Genomic DNA, 15,063 nt, shown 5'->3' with positions numbered 1-15,063 from the left:
CTGATTGTTGGAGACCGCCATGTCGAGTCGTATCGAGATTCACTACTGCACGCAATGCCGCTGGCTGTTGCGTTCCGCCTGGATGGCCCAGGAGTTGCTGACCACCTTCGAGGACGAGATCGCCGAGCTGACCCTGAAACCCGGGACCGGCGGTGTGTTCGAAGTGCGCGCCGATGACCGGCTGATCTGGTCGCGTAAGGAAGCGGGGCGCTTTCCCGAGATCACCGAACTCAAGCAGGTCGTGCGCGATGCCATCGCCCCGGATCGCTCGCTGGGGCATGCCGACCGCAAGAAAGAGCCGTCGTGACCCCAGCCCCGGCTCCGGAGATCCCGCCGGCGAAAACGGATTGGCGCGAGCGTTGGCTGGCGATGGATCGCTGGCTTGCCGCCCAGCATGCGTTCTGGCTGCCGGTACCGTTCGCTACGCCGGAGCCGGGTTGGACGCGCGAGCAGCCGGCCTTGGCGCGGTGGCTTGAGGCACTGGACGAGGCGTCGGTGGCCGTTTACGAGACGGACGGTGCCGCGCTGACGGAGGCCCTGGCACCGCTGCTGCCGGCCCTGGCCGAGCGCCGGGCACTGCTGGACCTGCCCTTCCTGGGCGGTACGCCGGACCCGTTGCCGGAGACCCAGGCCGTCGACATGCCTGGTCGCAAACGCCTGCAATCCGGTGCCCTGGCCGGTGCCCTGAAACCGCTGGCGCATCCCGTGCTTGACTGGTGCTGTGGCAAAGGCCACCTGGCACGGACCCTGGCGCCGCACGTGGATGGGCCGGTCAGCGGGTTCGAATGGGACGCGGCGCTGGTGCGCGACGGCAACGACCTGGCGCGCCGCTACCATGATCATGTCACCCTGCAACATCAGGACGTCCTCGCCGACGATCTGCCCTGGCCCGATGCCCACCATGGTGTGGCCCTGCACGCCTGCGGCGACCTGCACCGGCGGTTGATCCGCGGCGCCGCCACCCAGTGCTGGCCCCGGCTCAGCGTGTCCCCCTGCTGTTTCCACCTCACTGGCGAGGCGCGCTACACCCCGCTGTCCCGGCTGGCGGCGGATCACAGCCGGATGCCGGAGCTGTCCCGCGCCATGCTGCGCCTGGCGGTGCGCGAGACGGTCACCGCGCCGGCCCGGGTGCGGCGCCAGACCGTGCAGCAACAGGTCTGGCGGCTGGGGTTCGATGCGCTCCAGCGTCACCTGCGCGGGGTCGAGGAGTACCTGCCGGTGCCCTCGCATCCGACCCGGCTGAACCACGAGGGGTTTGCGGCCTTCTGTCGCTGGGCCGCCGACCGGCGCGGTGTGCCCCTCCCGCACGATGTCGACTGGGATCGCTGGCTGGCGGAAGGCGGGCGACGACAGCGTCAGGTCAGACGCCATGAACTGCTGCGTCACCTGTTCCGGCGACCGCTGGAGGTGTGGATGGTGCTGGACTACGCGGTGTTCCTGGAAGAACGGGGCTACCGGGTGCGGCTGGGGACCTTCTGCGAGCGGGCGCTGACGCCCCGTAACCTGTTACTGGATGCCGAGCGGGTGCCGGCTCAGGGTTTGCGGTAGACCACTTTGTCCACACAGCCGTCCTTGAAGTAAACGTACGTCAGCTCGTACAGGCGGCCGTAGTAGTCGGTCGTGTAGACCCAGGTTTCCTGGGGCGTGGGGTAGGTTTCCGGGGTGCGCCCGAACGCGTCGATCACGTTCTCGCGGGTCATGCCACGCACTACCTGTTCGCGAATGATGTAACGGCGCAGGTCGGTGGAGGGAATGAACCGGCAGGGTGAATCGTCGTGCCTTTCGGCGGAAGATGTGGCCTCGTCGGGCTCGGACGTTTGCGGCTGTGGCCGGGATTCCGGCAGGTTGCTGTCGAAGGCGCCGCCAATGCGGTTGTCCTGGATGGTGACGGTTTCGGCGTCGCCGCCGCAGGGCGTGTCGGAATAGCGTACGGTCCCGCCCTCGCTGCACCGGTAGATGTCCGCCTGGACGCCGGCTGGCGCCAGACCGAGGAGCAGTAAAACCAGAACCGTACGCATCGATACCTCTCAATTCGAACGCGGCGATACCGCCGACTCCCAGGTGGAATCGGCGGTATCGCGCCTAGCGCGCCATCTGCACCGACGCCTCGACGCGGCGATTCTCGCGCCGGCCCTGGGCGGTGCTGTTGTCGGCGATGGGCTCGGCTTCGCCATAGCCACGCGCGCTGACCCGGTCGGCATCGACGCCCAGTGTTTCCACCAGACGGTCGGCGACCGCTTCCGCGCGGCGCTGGGACAGGGTCTGGTTGTAGCTGGCCGCACCGGTGTTGTCGGTATGACCGCCAACCTCGACCACCGTGTCCGGATGCTCTTCCAGGAAATCCGCCACCCGGCGAAGTTGATCGTCGTAACGGTCGTCGATGGTGGCGCTGTTGGTGGGGAACATCACTTCCAGGGTGAAGGTTTCCACTTCCTCCATCACGCCTTGGCAGCCGGTTTCGTCCACGTCCGCGCCGGCCGTGGTGTTGGGGCACTGATCGCGACTGTCGACGACGCCGTCGTTGTCGCTGTCCAGTTCGCAGCCACGGCTGTTGACGCTGGCGCCGGCCGGGGTGTTCGGGCATTCATCGAGACGGTTGGGCACGCCATCGTTGTCGCCGTCCGGCTCGCAGCCATTGGCATCGACACCGACGCCGGAGGGGGTGCCCGGGCACTGGTCGCGGTCGTCGGTGACGCCGTCGTTATCGGTGTCCACCGGCTCCGGTTCGGACGACCCGACACCGAAGGCGAAGCTCATGCCCACCGAGGCCAGGGTGTCGAAGGATTCCTCGTCGAGGCTGTAGAACTCGCGCACGTCGCCGCGCAGGGAGATCAGCTCGCTGATGTTGTAACGGATACCGCCACCCAGGTTGAGGCGGGTTTCCCCGGCAATGCCGCTGCCCACGCTCTCGAATTCGGTGTGGCCGGCACCGGTCGCCAGATACGGATTCCAGGTTTCGTCCGGATCGCCGAAGTAGTACAGGCCATCCAGGCGGTAGTCGTCGAAATCGCTGCTGCCGGAGATGTACTTGCGGTCGGCGTCGCCGCGGGAGTAGACCGCCTCGATCGCCCAGCGCGGCAGGAAGCGATATTCGATACCGCCGCCGTAGGTGTCGGACTCGCTCAGATCCCGGTTGTCATCGAAGTATTGGTAACCGATGAACGGGTTGAGGTAGATGTGCTGCTCGTCCGCCAGCGCCGGCGCAGCGACGCTGGCGGCCAGGACCGCGATGCCCAGCGGGCGCCAGCTGAGTGGTTGTGGAAATGTCATAGGAACCTCCTGTTCGTTTCATTCGAGTCATTTTTCTGGTGAATTATTATTGTTGGCCGAACGTCGCCTGCGGCCCTGTCCGGCGGACACAGGCCGCCGCGAATGCGCCACGTCCCTGTGCGTTTACGCACAATTTTAGTAACGGGATGCCTGAAGGTCAGTCTTTTCGGGACTTTATTGCAGAATGGAAATCTTTTGCGGCCGTTCAGGAAAGGTTCGGTTCGCGGAAATCCGGTTCGCGAAAATACAGATGCGCGCTCTTCTTGCTGAAGGTCAGGGTGTCGCCGTTGTCGAAGCAGACGTCGAAGGCGCCTTCGGATTCGTCGGTGACCCGGCCGGCACCGAGAAGGGCGTGAACCAGACGCGGGCGGCACCAGATGGGGCCGGAACCGCTGTCGGTCTCGCCTGTATCGCCGCCCACCAGGGTGACGCCGGCGCGCTCGGCGTAGCGCTCGCTGATGGCGGTGAGCGGCTGGTCCAGCTCGATGGCCCCGTCGTTGCCGACGCCGTCGTCCAGCGCTGAGCCCAGGGCATCGCTGATCGGGAAGCAGAGTTCGTGCATGAAGCGGCTGGGGCCCTGATCGCCGTCCAGGTGCGGTGTGCCCTGGTCCGGCCGGGTGATCAGGTGGAGGGCATCGCGGGTGCGGGTCAGGGCCACGTACAGCAGGCGCCGTTCGCTTTCCAGCAGGCCCTTGAGGTCGTCGGTCTGGCGCGCGGTGTAGGGCAGGTACTTCTCCTGCAGGCCGGGGATGATCACCATCGGCCACTCCAGCCCCTTGGTGCGGTGCATGGTGGACAGTTGCACCCCGCCGCGTCCGGGCTGGCGGGCCTGATCGCGCAGCGTGTCCAGGTGGGCCAGGGCCTCGCCCACGCCACAGTCCAGCCCGTACAGATAGGCCTGGAAGCCGCGCACGGTTTCGATGCGCTCGTCGGCGGCCTCGTGGGTCATGGCCAGGCTGCGGATGCCGTCGAACAGCTCGGTGTCCTCGGCGTAGCGTTTGACCAGGGTGTGGGCGCGGCCGCTGTAGCCGTCCAGCGTCTGCAGGCACTGGCCCAGTTTGCGCAGCTTGCGGGCAGGCATGGGGCCGAGGCTGTCGAAATCCAGGTCCAGCAGGCGGGCGCCCCATTGGCCTTCGAAGCGCGCCAGCATCTGCGCCAGGTTCTGCAGCTCCGCTTCCTTGAGCCCCACGTGGGGGAAACGCAGCAGGGCGCGCGCCACGTCCAGCCGGCTCTCTTCGGGCAGGATCGCCAACTGGCCGCCGCAGACCCGCAGCAGGTGCGTCACCGCCTCCACTTCGCGGGTGAACAGGGCGCCTTTGTTGCTGTCGATGCGGTAGGGCACGCCGCGTGACAGCAGGCGCAGCTCGATCGGCACGCTCTGGCTCCAAACCCGGAACAGGATGGCGATGGCCTCCAGCGGTTCTCCGGCGTCGCGTCGGGCTTCCACCAGACGCAGGATCACCTCGCTGTCGTCCTTGCTCTCATGCCGCTCGATGGTGGTGGCCGGCGTGGCCTCGTGGGCGTGGCAGAGCACGTTCTTACGCCCGCTGTTGTGGCTGATCAGGTGGTTGGCCAACAGCGCGACCCGATGGCCGTAGCGGAAGGTGTAGCTCAGGGTCTGCTCGATGGGGCTCTCGAATTCCTCGCTGAAGCGGTTGAGGATGAACTCCGGCTGGGCGCCGCGGAACTCGTAGATGGTCTGGTCCGGATCGCCCACCACCGTCACCCGGGCGCGGTCGCCGGCGATGTAGCGCAGCAGCAGGTGCTGGATCTCGTTGGTGTCCTGGTACTCGTCCACCATCACCAGGTCCATCTTGTTGGCCACCAGGCGTTGCAGCGGCGGGTTCTGGTGGATCGCCATCACCGGCTCGTAGAGCATGTCGGCGTAACTGATTCGGGCATTGCGCTTGCGCCATTGCTCGAAGCCGTGGAACAGGTCGATCAGGTAACGGTGCTTGGGGCTGTAGTCGAGCTGCTCGAAGACGATCTCCACCGGCGACAGGGTGGTCTTGACCCGGTCGATGAAGCCGGCGGCGGTTTCCACGTAGTCTTTCTTGTTGCGCTTGATCTCGTCCTGCAGCGATTCCGGCGCCAGCTGGCGGGTCAGCAGCCAGACCTGGAACTGGATCTCCTGCTCGCTGAGGATGTTGTCGACGAAATCCGGCAGGTAACCCTCGCGCACGAAACGCTTGTACAGGCGGAAGCCCATGGCGTGGTACGTGCGGATTTCCGGCAGCCCCAGGCCGGTGTCCTTAGCCACTGACTGCAGCTTCTTCTGGAAGTCGTCCCGCGCGCTGCGGTTGAACATCAGCACCAGTATGCGATTGGGATCGTGGCCCTGTTCCAGCAGGTAGCGGATGCGCCAGGCCAGGGTGGTGGTCTTGCCACTGCCGGCCACCGCCGTAATCAGGGCGTGCTCGTAGCCGGCGGTGATGATGGCGTGCTGTTCGTCGGTCAGGTGCGGGGGGAGGGCTGTTGGCATGGGCGCTATTCTGGCATGGTCCCGGGCGCTCATCCATAATGGATTCCCCCCGGATTCCGCAAAAACGCTCGGTCAGGAGGCACGATCATGGAGCAAGCACAAAACGACGCACGCAACGTACTGGGCGAACCCCTGGAGGCTTGCGGCTACGATCCCAAGACCGGTTTCTATCGCGATGGCTGCTGCAACGTCGGCCCGGACGATTTCGGGGTTCATGCCGTGTGCGCCGTGGTCACCGACGATTTTCTCGAGTTCTCCCGGGCGCGCGGCAACGACCTGTCCACACCGCGTCCGGAGTTCGGCTTCCCGGGCCTGCGCGCGGGCGATCCCTGGTGCCTGTGCGCCGGTCGCTGGCAGGAGGCGTTCAACGCCGGGCAGGCGCCCCGGGTGCGACTGCGTGCCACACACCAGGCCGCCCTGGCGCATTGCGACCTCGACGCCCTGAAGCGTCACGCGGTCGATCTGAGCTGAGCGAGTGGCCACGCCGTCTCTGCCCACCGGCTGGCCGCAGCCGGACGATATCCAGCGCTGGTGCGGCCTGCTGCGTCACGCCGGTGAGCGCCGGTTGCTGCTGATCGAATCCGATCCGGACACTGCCCGGGCCTACGCGCGTCATCTGTGCGGTCACCTGCCGGCCAGCCGCCGTCTGTGGGTGGGTGATCCGGCCGCTGCCGCGGACGACGTCTTGCCCGTGACCGGTGCCCTCAAGGCCAGCCGTTGGCTGGGCCGGGAGCTGGATCTGGTGATCTGGGACGGCTGGCACGGCAACCCGCCGGACAGCCTGGCGGCCCTGATGGGCACCCTCGGCGCCGGTGCCCTGTTCATCTGGCTGATGCCGCCCCGCGCCGACTGGCCACAGTTCGCCGATCCGGATTACGCCCGCACCGGTCTGGATCGTCCCGGCGATCACCCGTTCCTGGCCCGCCTTGCGCAGACGCTGGCAAACCATCCCGCCGTGGTCCGGCTCGACGCCGATGGTCAGTGGGGGTCGCTGTCGGTGCGTCCCCGGCGTGAGGCGTTTGCCCTGGCCGACAGCGCCGATCAGATCGCCGCCATCGATGCCATCGACCAGACCGGCCGCGGCCGCCGACGCCGCCCGCTGGTGGTGCGGGCCGATCGGGGCCGGGGCAAATCCACCGCGCTGGGGCGCGCCGCCGCCCGTCTGCTGCAGGACAAGTGGCAACGGGTGCTGGTGACCGCGCCCCAGGCCGAGGCGGTGGAGACGCTGATGACAGCGGCGGCCGAAAGCTGGCCGGAGGCCGAACGCAGCGGCCTGGCGCTGAGCGACGGCGAGCGCGAGCTGCGCTTCGTGCCGCCGGACGTGCTGCTGCGGGAACGGCCCGAAGCGGGCCTGGTGCTGGTGGACGAGGCGGCTGGGCTGCCCGCGCCGATGCTGGAAGCCATTCTCACCGGCTGGCCCCGGGTGGTGTTTGCCACCACCGTTCACGGCTATGAAGGCACCGGGCGCGGGTTTGACGTGCGCTTCCGGGCGGCGCTGGACCGGCACACGCCCCAGTGGCGCCCGTGTCGGTTGAACCAGCCGATCCGCTGGGCCGAGGGCGATCCGTTCGAAGCCCTGGTCAACGACCTGTTCCTGCTGGATGCCGACAGCGTCGCGGCAACGCCGGCGGACGCGGAGGTGGGCATCTATCCCTGGCAGCCGTCGGAGGCGGACGCCGTCACCCTGGCCCAGGCCTTCGGGTTGCTCACCGATGCCCACTACCGCACCACGCCGGCGGACCTGCGCCAGTGGCTGGACGATACCGGCGCGCGCAGCTGGCTGGCGCGCGAAGGCGGAGACGACGGACCGGTCGTCGGCGTGCTCTGGGCCAGTCGCGAGGGTGGGTTGCCGCCGGAACTGGCGCGCCGGGTCATGCGCGGCGAGCGCCGGATTCGCGGGCATCTGCTGGCGCAGTCCCTGGCCAGCCACGGTGGCATCGCGGCGGTGGCCAGCCTGCAGATCGACCGGGTGGTGCGGATTGCGGTGGTGCCGGAACTGCGCCGCCGGGGCATCGGGCGCCGGTTGCTGAGCGCCGCTACCCAGAACGCCCAGCGGGAAGGCTCCGATCTGCTGGGCACCAGCTTCGGCGTGACCGGTCCGCTGCTGGGCTTCTGGCGCCGGGCGGGCATGCACCCGTTGCGCCTGGGGCTGCACCGGTCCGCCAGCAGTGGCGAACACACCCTGCAGATGAGTCTGGCGCTGACCCAGGAAGGGGCGGTGCTGCAACAGACGCTGCAACAGCGGTTCTCGGAGCACTGGCCGCTGCTGCTGGCGCGGGAGTTTACGGAACTGGAGGCGACGCTGGCGCTGTCATTGAGTGGCTCCTGGCTGCACACCGACGCCCTCGGGGCCATGGATCACGTGGAGTTGGCGGCGTTTGCCGACGGTTATCGGCTGTTCGAGCTGTCGCGCCTGCCGCTGCAGCGGCTGACCGGACAGCCGGGCGTGGTCCGCACGCTGCTGGATCACGACGACGGCGCGCTCTGGTGCCGCGCGATCCTGCAGGGTTGGGGCTGGGCCGATCTGCAGGCCGCCGGGTTGTGTCAGGGGCGGCGTGACGGCGAACAGACGCTGCGGCGTCTGGCCCGCCAGCTGCTGGATCAGGTCGATACGCCGGCGGGATAGCTGGCGTTCAGTGGAGATCCCCCAGGGGATCGTCCGCCGGCAGCCAGGGCGCGGTGAAGTGACGCTCCACGTGCTCGACCGGCACCGCATCGACGCGGCCGAACTGCCACTGCGGGTTCTGGTCCTTGTCGATCACCCGCGCGCGGATGCCTTCGCGCAGGTCGCCTTCAGCGCAGCAGCGCACCGCCATCACCAGCTCCATGCGGAAGATTTCCTTCAGCGAAAGCTGCCGGGCCCGGCGCAGTTGCTCCCACACCAGCCAGGCGGTGGTGGGGCAGCCCTTCTCCAGGTTGGCGATGGCCGTTTGCCACCAGTCGTCTTCGGCGTCCTCCCCAGTCAGCTTGTGCACCACTTCCGGCAGTGATTCGCCACGGCACAGCTGGGCGATGCGCTGTTCGTGGTCGGCCAGGTGGCTGTCCGGCAGGGTGGGGGCCTGCTCCACGGCGAACCGGTTGAGCAGGCGATACAGGCGGTTGTCGTCGGCGGCGCGGTCGCCGGTCCAGCGGGTGTCGACGATGCGCTGGATCAGGGCATCGGGTTTCTCATCCGCCACCGCCAGGTCGGCCAGGCCGATGCGCAGGGCGTCGCTCTGGTTCAGGCGCGCGCCGGTCAGGCCCAGGAACAGGCCGATGCCTTCCGGCAGGCGATTGAGGAAATAGCCGGCGCCCACGTCCGGGAACAGGCCGATGCTGATTTCCGGCATCGCCAGCTGCGCCGAGGGCGAGACCAGTCGGTAGCGGCTGCCGGCCAGCAGGCCCAGGCCGCCACCCAGGGTCAGGCCGTGGGCCCAGCACACCAGCGGTTTGGGATAGCGGTGCAGGGTGTAATCCAGCCGGTACTCGGCGGCGAAATACTGGATCGCGTGGCTGTCGCCCTGCCCGGCATCGATGGCCTGGTGCAGTTGGCGGATATCGCCGCCGGCGCAGAAGCCTTTGTCGCCTTCACCGGAGATAAGCACCAGGCACACGGAGGGATCCTGCGCCCACTGGTCCAGGGTGGCCTGCATCTGGCGGATCATGGGCTCCGACAGCGCGTTGAGGCTGCGCGGAGCGTCCAGGGTGATCAGGCCGATCTGGCCTTCGGTGCAGGGGCGGACTTCAGTGCGAATGGACATGAATAGACGGTACTCCTGAAACAGTGCGCCTGGGCGGTGTCATCCGGCCGGTTCGTTCCGGTGCGGCCAGCCCTACAGCATACCCGGTTGCGGGGCGGCGTACAGGGGGCCAGCTTGCCCTCACGATGTCACTCCGGCCCGGTGGCGATGAATGCGACCAAGGTCGAATTCGCTCTACGACCAAAAGCCCACATCAAGTGGCGGATTTATCGGGACTTCTGCCCTGTGGTATAAGCTTTGTGCCAACAACGACGATTCCAACAGAAGAATCACGGGGTCGCTGGATGCCGCAAATCGATTGCATGGGCACCAGGGATCACCCAGAGAGACCAGATTGAGGGCTTTTTATGAAGTGGATGTACACGTTACCGATGCTTGCCGTATCGGTGCTTCCGGTGGCCGCCCAGGCGGCGGGTGACGCCGAGGCGGGTAAACAGAAAGCGGCGGTGTGCGCCGCCTGTCACGGTCAGGACGGGCACGCCCAGATTCCCACCTATCCCAACCTGGCGGGCCAGAACGAGCAGTATCTGGTCACGGCCATGAAAGCGTACAAGGCCGGCCAGCGCCAGGGCGGCCAGGCGGCGGTGATGCAGGCCCAGGCGGCGGCCCTGAACGATCAGGACATCGCCAACCTGGCGGCTTACTACGCCAACCTGCCGGCGGCCAAGGAGTAAGCGCCGGTATCCAGGCATGTCTCCCGTCACGGGACGGGCAGACATGTTGGTGTTTTCGCCTGACAGGACGACCCGTTCCGGCGCGAAGCGAATGGACGGCCTCCATCCGCTTCCATTCGGCCTCCGGGCGGCCGCCGTAAAGCACTGGTTTGCCCGATTACGGATTCACAATCCGGTAGCTCGGCTTGTACGCCGCCCCCGGCAGCTTCATCCGGTTTTGCTGCACGAACGCCGTCAGCAGCTCTTCCAGCGGTTGCAGCAGCTCCGGGTCGCCGGCGATTTCGAACGGGCCGTGCTCTTCCACCTGACGCACCCCCTGTTCCTTGACGTTGCCGGCGACGATGCCGCTGAAGGCCTTGCGCAGGTTGGCGGCGATCAGGTGCGCCGGCTGGTTGCGGTGCAGTTCCAGCGATCGCATGCTCTCGTGGGTGGGCTCGAACGGCGCCTGGAACACCGGGTCGATCTTGAGCATCCAGTTGAAGTAGTACGCGTCCTGGTTGGTGCGCCGGAACGACTGCACTTCGTGCATGCCCTGTTTCATGGCCTGGGCCACCTTTTCCGGATCGTCGATGATGATCTGGTAGCGCGCCGCGGCTTCCTCGCCCAGGGCGTTGCGGATGAAGCGGTCGATCATCTCGAAGTACTCCGCGTTCTCCGGCAGGCCGGTGAACACCAGCGGGAAGGGCAGGTCGCGGTTGTCCGGGTGCAGCAGGATGCCCAGCAGATAGAGGATCTCCTCGGCTGTGCCCACGCCGCCGGGGAACACGATGATGCCGTGTCCGACGCGGACGAAGGCTTCCAGGCGCTTCTCGATGTCCGGCATGATCACCAGTTCGTTGACGATCGGGTTGGGCGGTTCCGCGCCGATGATGCCCGGTTCGGTGATGCCGATGTAGCGCCCGGACTTGACCCGCTGTTTGGCGTGGCCAATGGTCGCGCCTTTCATCGGGCCCTTCATGGCGCCCGGCCCGCAGCCGGTGCAGATGCTCAGCCCGCGCAGGCCCAGTTCGTGGCCCACCTCCTTGCTGTAGACGTATTCCTCGCGCCCGATGGAGTGGCCGCCCCAGCACACCACCAGGTCTGGCTGGCGGCCGGCGTGCATCACTCGCGCATTGCGCAGCACGTGGAAGATCAGGTTGGTGACCGTGTCGGGGTCGTCGCGTTTGAGGCCGGGGTAGTTACTGACGATGGAGTGGGCGTAGATGATATCGCGTAACACCGAGAACAGGTGCTCGCGGATGCCGCGCAGCATTTCGCCGTCGACAAACGCCTGGGCCGGGGCGTTGATCAGCTCCAGTTTAAGGCCACGGGGTTGGGGCACCAGACGGATGTCGAAATCCGCGTGCTGCTCCATCAGGTTCTTGCAGTCGTCGGTGTCGGTGCCGATGTTCATGACGGCCAGCGCACACTGGCGAAACAGGCGATACAGCCCGCCCTCGCTTTTATCCTTGAGGCGGTTCACTTCGTGACTGGAAAGGATCTCCAGGCTGCCCTCGGGTGAGACCAGGGCATTGATGGTTTCCTGCGCCATGTAATGTCGTCCATTTGGTGACTGGGGAGCGACCGTCCGGCCGATGGGCCACCGGTCTTACCCTGAGTGTAACGGTTTTGCGGCCGGGTGATCAGTGTCCCTGCACGAGTCAGGCGGCGGCTTCGGCGGTTCCCTATTTTTCTTTGTCGGGGCAAATCGGTAAACTGCTGCTTTTTTCACCAAGCGACCGAACTTTTCAGCATGAATTTCCTGATTCGACCCAGTGCGGAAGTGGCCATCAAGAGCAAGCCCGTCCGCCGCCAGCAGATCCGCCAGCTCCGCCAGAACGTCAGCAAGATTCTTCGCCGCGCCGATGAGCGCATCAAGGTGGAGGGCAACTGGGATCGCCTCGATGTGCGGGTTCCCGACGATGCCGACAGCGCCCCCCTGGTGGACCTGCTGCGCTGTGTGCCCGGCATCAGCAACTTTCTCGAGGTGCGCGACTACCCGCTGACCACCCTGGACGAGGTGGCCGAACGCACGCTGGCGATCTGGGGCCAGGCTCTGGACGGCAAGTCCTTTGCGGTGCGTGCGCGGCGCACGGGCGAGCATCCGTTTACCTCTTCCGACGTGGAGCGTCAGGTAGGCGCCGTGCTGTTGGCCGAGTCCGGCGCGGCGCGGGTCGATCTCAAGAACCCGGACGAACAGGTGCGCGTGGAGGTCATCCACGACCGCTTCCACATCGTCGAGCGTCGTTTCGAAGGCCTGGGCGGCTATCCGCTGGGCAGCGTGGAGACGGCCGTGAGCCTGCTGTCCGGCGGCTACGATTCCTCGGTGGCCACCTACCTCACCATGCGCCGCGGTCTGCGTACCCACTTCCTGTTCTTCAACCTGGGTGGGGATGCCCACGAGGTGGGCGTGAAGCAGGTGGCACACTATCTGTGGTCGCGTTACGGCGCCTCCCACTCGGTGAAGTTCATTTCCGTGCCGTTCGAGGGCGTGGTCGGTGAGATCATGCGTTCCGTGGACCACCGTCACATGGGCGTCGTCCTAAAACGCATGATGCTGAAGGTGGCCTCGCGGATTTCCGCCACCGGTCTGGGCAAGGCGATCGTGACCGGCGATGCGGTGGCACAGGTGTCCAGCCAGACGCTGGCCAACCTGAACGTGGTGGATCGGGCCAGCGAGGAAGTGGTGCTGCGGCCGCTGATCACCATGGATAAGGTGGACATCATCCGCCTGGCGGACGAAATCGGCACCGAGAGCTACGCCCGCAACATGCCGGAGTACTGTGGCGTGATTTCCCAGAAGCCGGTGACCCGCGCCAAGCTGCACCGGGTTGAGGCGGAAGAAGCCAAGATGGACATGGCGGTGATCGAGCAGGCCATCGAGGATCGGGTGGAAACGCCGATCCAGAAGATCCTGGATACGGTCAGCACCCCGGAAGACGTGGAGCTGGTGCAGACGCCGGCGGTCGGTGATGTGGTGATCGACGTGCGTCATCCCAACGAGGAAGAGCGCTCGCCGCTGCACCTGACCAACAACGAAATCCTGCACATTCCGTTCTACGAGCTGAACCAGCGGGTCGAGGAACTGGCTGACAACCAGCGTTACCTCCTCTACTGCGACAAGGGGACCATGAGCCGCATGCACGCGGGCCATCTCAAGGCCACCGGTCGCGACAACATCCTCGTCTACGCCCCGGCCTGATCCGGGGACGGCGGGGCGCCCCGGAGGCGTCCGCCGTCAGGCCCAGTTAGTCGTCCAGCCAGCCGTCGCGGATGGAATCTTCCAGTGCCTTGCGCTCGAAGTGCTGCTCGATCGCACGGCGCGCGGCCAGACGGCGCTTGGCGGCCGCTTTCTCGCGGTCGCGCTGCTCATCGCGCTGCAGGTGATCGAAAATGGAGAGAATTTCGGCCTGAACGGATTCGACCGGTTGCTGGTTGGCGGTGTTTGCTGTTGAAGATCGCACGTGTCACATCCTCCCTAGGAAAATCCAACCCGATTGCGTCCCGGATCCCTCATCCGGTCAGCAAAAGCGTACTCCCACTCTGTGACAGGACAGTGACCGGATCTGGCCACCATCCGCCCCCTGATTGTGCTTTTTAGCGCGCTTCAGCCAGCCTGTTGCCGGATCTGAAGCCCTTTGTCGTCAGGTCACACTTCAGGTAGAGAAAAGTCAGCAAACACCGTGCCTGAATCCGTCGCCCGGGGCGTCAGGGTGAGCGTCCCTCCAGCCCGTGCAGGAACTGGCGCACGTTCTCCGCGAGGGTGCTGATGTCGTAGCCGCCTTCCTGGATCACCAGGGTCGGCAGGGCCGGCGCCGCGATCCGTTTGCCAAGCCGGGCAAAGCCTTCGGAGCTGACAGAAACCTTGGCCTGCGGGTCGTCCTTGTAGATGTCGAAGCCCAGGGTGAGGATCAGCGCGTCCGGCTGGAACAGGCGGATGGCGATCATGGCTTCTTCCAGTTTCTCGAAGAAGTCGTCCTCGGAGGACCCATGGGGCATGGGCATATTGATGTTGTAGCCGTAACCCTTGCCTTCGCCGCGTTCGTCCTCGTAACCGGAGACCACGGGGTAGAAATTGGTGGGGTCCCCGTGGATCGAAATGTAGAGCACGTCGTCCCGGTCGTAGAAGATTTCTTGGATCCCCTGACCGTGGTGCATGTCGGTGTCGAGGATGGCCACCCGGGGGAAGCGTTTCTTGAGGGCTTCGGCGGCGATGGCCGCGTTGTTGAGGTAACAGAAGCCGCCGGCGGCGTCGCGGCGGGCGTGGTGTCCGGGCGGGCGGCACACGGCGTAGGCGCTGCGGTCGCCGGCCTTGAGGGCGTCGGCGGCGCCCAGCGCGGTCTGGGCGGACCAGTAGGCCGCTTTCCAGGTGTCCGGGCCGATGGGGCAGCTGCCGTCCGCCAGGTAGCGGGCGGCTTCGGCGAGGATGCCGCGCATGGCGTTGGGGGAGCGAACGAAGATGTTGGACATCACCTCATCGCCCCAGTCGTCCGGAATCGCCTTCCAGCGCCGGTGGGCGGATTCGAGGAAACGGAGGTAACCCAGGTCGTGGACTTTGGAGATGGGGCCGGCACCCTGGTCGCAGGGCTCGAGCACCTCGAATTCGAGGCTGTGCAGGCCGGCGATCATCTCCGCCGTGCGCGCCGGAACCTCCTGTGGCTCGCGCATCTGGCCGCGCGTGAAATACGTCTTCGGAACATGCAAATCCTGCGCGGGATGAAAGTATGCACGCATGGCACTGCCTCCCTGGAACGGCCGGTTGGGCCGGGCGAATTCTGAACACGTGGGTCGAGTATAAGCATCGTTTAAAGTCCGGCTCAACCCATGATTTGACTCATTTTTGACCGGGGCCGGGCGCGCACTTGTCCAACGTGCCCGCTTCAGCCACTATGAAGCGATCAGTCCAATGTCACCGGTT

At 66.3% G+C, this 15,063-nt stretch carries 13 protein-coding genes; 6 read left to right on the top strand and 7 right to left on the bottom strand.

Going from position 1 to position 15,063, the window contains the following annotated elements; all coding sequences use genetic code 11:
• Positions 1-19 precede the first annotated feature (19 nt).
• Together DKK67_RS13540 and DKK67_RS13535 are read left to right on the top strand one after the other, a co-directional pair.
• Positions 20-307 (top strand): SelT/SelW/SelH family protein, encoded by a 288-nt coding sequence (locus tag DKK67_RS13540; protein ID WP_111497263.1) that lies wholly within the window; start codon positions 20-22, stop codon positions 305-307.
• Positions 304-1,548, top strand: a complete 1,245-nt coding sequence (locus DKK67_RS13535; RefSeq protein WP_228160635.1) for a methyltransferase — start codon at positions 304-306, stop codon at positions 1,546-1,548. The genes DKK67_RS13540 and DKK67_RS13535 overlap by 4 nt, the downstream gene beginning before the upstream one ends.
• On the opposite strand, the gene DKK67_RS13530 is transcribed toward DKK67_RS13535, so the two are convergent.
• The 3 genes from DKK67_RS13530 to DKK67_RS13520 form a co-directional block, all read right to left on the bottom strand.
• Positions 1,533-2,018: a DUF4124 domain-containing protein gene (locus tag DKK67_RS13530; protein ID WP_111497028.1), complete on the bottom strand. Its 486-nt coding sequence runs from the start codon at positions 2,016-2,018 to the stop codon at positions 1,533-1,535. The two genes, DKK67_RS13535 and DKK67_RS13530, sit on opposite strands and share 16 nt — an antisense overlap.
• A gap of 64 nt (positions 2,019-2,082) precedes the next feature.
• A complete protein-coding gene (locus DKK67_RS13525) occupies positions 2,083-3,270 on the bottom strand; it encodes an OmpA family protein (protein ID WP_111497027.1) in 1,188 nt (395 codons plus the stop codon).
• Between the two features lie 205 nt (positions 3,271-3,475).
• A complete protein-coding gene (locus DKK67_RS13520; protein WP_407657839.1) occupies positions 3,476-5,785 on the bottom strand; it encodes an ATP-dependent helicase in 2,310 nt (769 codons plus the stop codon).
• A 54-nt stretch (positions 5,786-5,839) separates the two neighbouring features.
• Here DKK67_RS13520 and DKK67_RS13515 point away from each other — a divergent pair, with 54 nt between their 5' ends.
• Both DKK67_RS13515 and DKK67_RS13510 read left to right on the top strand, forming a co-directional pair.
• Positions 5,840-6,223: a DUF2237 family protein gene (locus DKK67_RS13515; RefSeq protein ID WP_111497025.1), complete on the top strand. Its 384-nt coding sequence runs from the start codon at positions 5,840-5,842 to the stop codon at positions 6,221-6,223.
• Positions 6,224-6,227: 4 nt separating this feature from the next.
• Positions 6,228-8,378, top strand: a complete 2,151-nt coding sequence (locus DKK67_RS13510) for a tRNA(Met) cytidine acetyltransferase TmcA (RefSeq protein ID WP_228160634.1) — start codon at positions 6,228-6,230, stop codon at positions 8,376-8,378.
• 7 nt (positions 8,379-8,385) lie between these two features.
• On the opposite strand, the gene DKK67_RS13505 is transcribed toward DKK67_RS13510, so the two are convergent.
• Positions 8,386-9,492, bottom strand: a complete 1,107-nt coding sequence (locus DKK67_RS13505) for an enoyl-CoA hydratase/isomerase family protein (protein ID WP_111497024.1) — start codon at positions 9,490-9,492, stop codon at positions 8,386-8,388.
• A gap of 347 nt (positions 9,493-9,839) precedes the next feature.
• Between DKK67_RS13505 and DKK67_RS13500 the strand changes: the two genes are divergently transcribed.
• Complete coding sequence (locus DKK67_RS13500) at positions 9,840-10,166, top strand: c-type cytochrome (protein ID WP_111497023.1); 327 nt, start codon at positions 9,840-9,842, stop codon at positions 10,164-10,166.
• A gap of 157 nt (positions 10,167-10,323) precedes the next feature.
• On the opposite strand, the gene ppnN is transcribed toward DKK67_RS13500, so the two are convergent.
• The gene (gene ppnN, locus DKK67_RS13495; RefSeq protein ID WP_111497022.1) at positions 10,324-11,697 is read right to left on the bottom strand and encodes a nucleotide 5'-monophosphate nucleosidase PpnN; all 1,374 of its coding nucleotides are present in this window, start codon (positions 11,695-11,697) and stop codon (positions 10,324-10,326) included.
• Positions 11,698-11,898: 201 nt separating this feature from the next.
• On the opposite strand from ppnN, the gene thiI reads away from it, so the two are divergent.
• The gene (gene thiI / locus DKK67_RS13490) at positions 11,899-13,347 is read left to right on the top strand and encodes a tRNA uracil 4-sulfurtransferase ThiI (RefSeq protein ID WP_111497021.1); all 1,449 of its coding nucleotides are present in this window, start codon (positions 11,899-11,901) and stop codon (positions 13,345-13,347) included.
• A 46-nt stretch (positions 13,348-13,393) separates the two neighbouring features.
• On the opposite strand, the gene DKK67_RS13485 is transcribed toward thiI, so the two are convergent.
• The gene (locus DKK67_RS13485; protein ID WP_111497020.1) at positions 13,394-13,609 is read right to left on the bottom strand and encodes a PA3496 family putative envelope integrity protein; all 216 of its coding nucleotides are present in this window, start codon (positions 13,607-13,609) and stop codon (positions 13,394-13,396) included.
• Positions 13,610-13,853: 244 nt separating this feature from the next.
• Entirely contained in the window at positions 13,854-14,879 is a 1,026-nt protein-coding gene (locus DKK67_RS13480) for a histone deacetylase family protein (protein WP_111497019.1), read from the bottom strand.
• Positions 14,880-15,063 lie beyond the last annotated feature (184 nt).

This window comes from Marinobacter bohaiensis, assembly GCF_003258515.1.
Lineage (GTDB): Bacteria > Pseudomonadota > Gammaproteobacteria > Pseudomonadales > Oleiphilaceae > Marinobacter_A > Marinobacter_A bohaiensis.
This window is presented reverse-complemented; position numbering and strand designations above follow the sequence as displayed.

Coding starts and splice junctions, on each gene's coding strand:
- DKK67_RS13540 (WP_111497263.1), top strand. CDS start 20: ATGTCGAGTCGTATCGAGATTCACTACTGCACGCAATGCCGCTGGCTG.
- DKK67_RS13530 (WP_111497028.1), bottom strand. CDS start 2,018: ATGCGTACGGTTCTGGTTTTACTGCTCCTCGGTCTGGCGCCAGCCGGC.
- DKK67_RS13505 (WP_111497024.1), bottom strand. CDS start 9,492: ATGTCCATTCGCACTGAAGTCCGCCCCTGCACCGAAGGCCAGATCGGC.
- DKK67_RS13520 (WP_407657839.1), bottom strand. CDS start 5,785: ATGAGCGCCCGGGACCATGCCAGAATAGCGCCCATGCCAACAGCCCTC.
- DKK67_RS13480 (WP_111497019.1), bottom strand. CDS start 14,879: ATGCGTGCATACTTTCATCCCGCGCAGGATTTGCATGTTCCGAAGACG.
- DKK67_RS13525 (WP_111497027.1), bottom strand. CDS start 3,270: ATGACATTTCCACAACCACTCAGCTGGCGCCCGCTGGGCATCGCGGTC.
- thiI (WP_111497021.1), top strand. CDS start 11,899: ATGAATTTCCTGATTCGACCCAGTGCGGAAGTGGCCATCAAGAGCAAG.
- DKK67_RS13515 (WP_111497025.1), top strand. CDS start 5,840: ATGGAGCAAGCACAAAACGACGCACGCAACGTACTGGGCGAACCCCTG.
- ppnN (WP_111497022.1), bottom strand. CDS start 11,697: ATGGCGCAGGAAACCATCAATGCCCTGGTCTCACCCGAGGGCAGCCTG.
- DKK67_RS13500 (WP_111497023.1), top strand. CDS start 9,840: ATGAAGTGGATGTACACGTTACCGATGCTTGCCGTATCGGTGCTTCCG.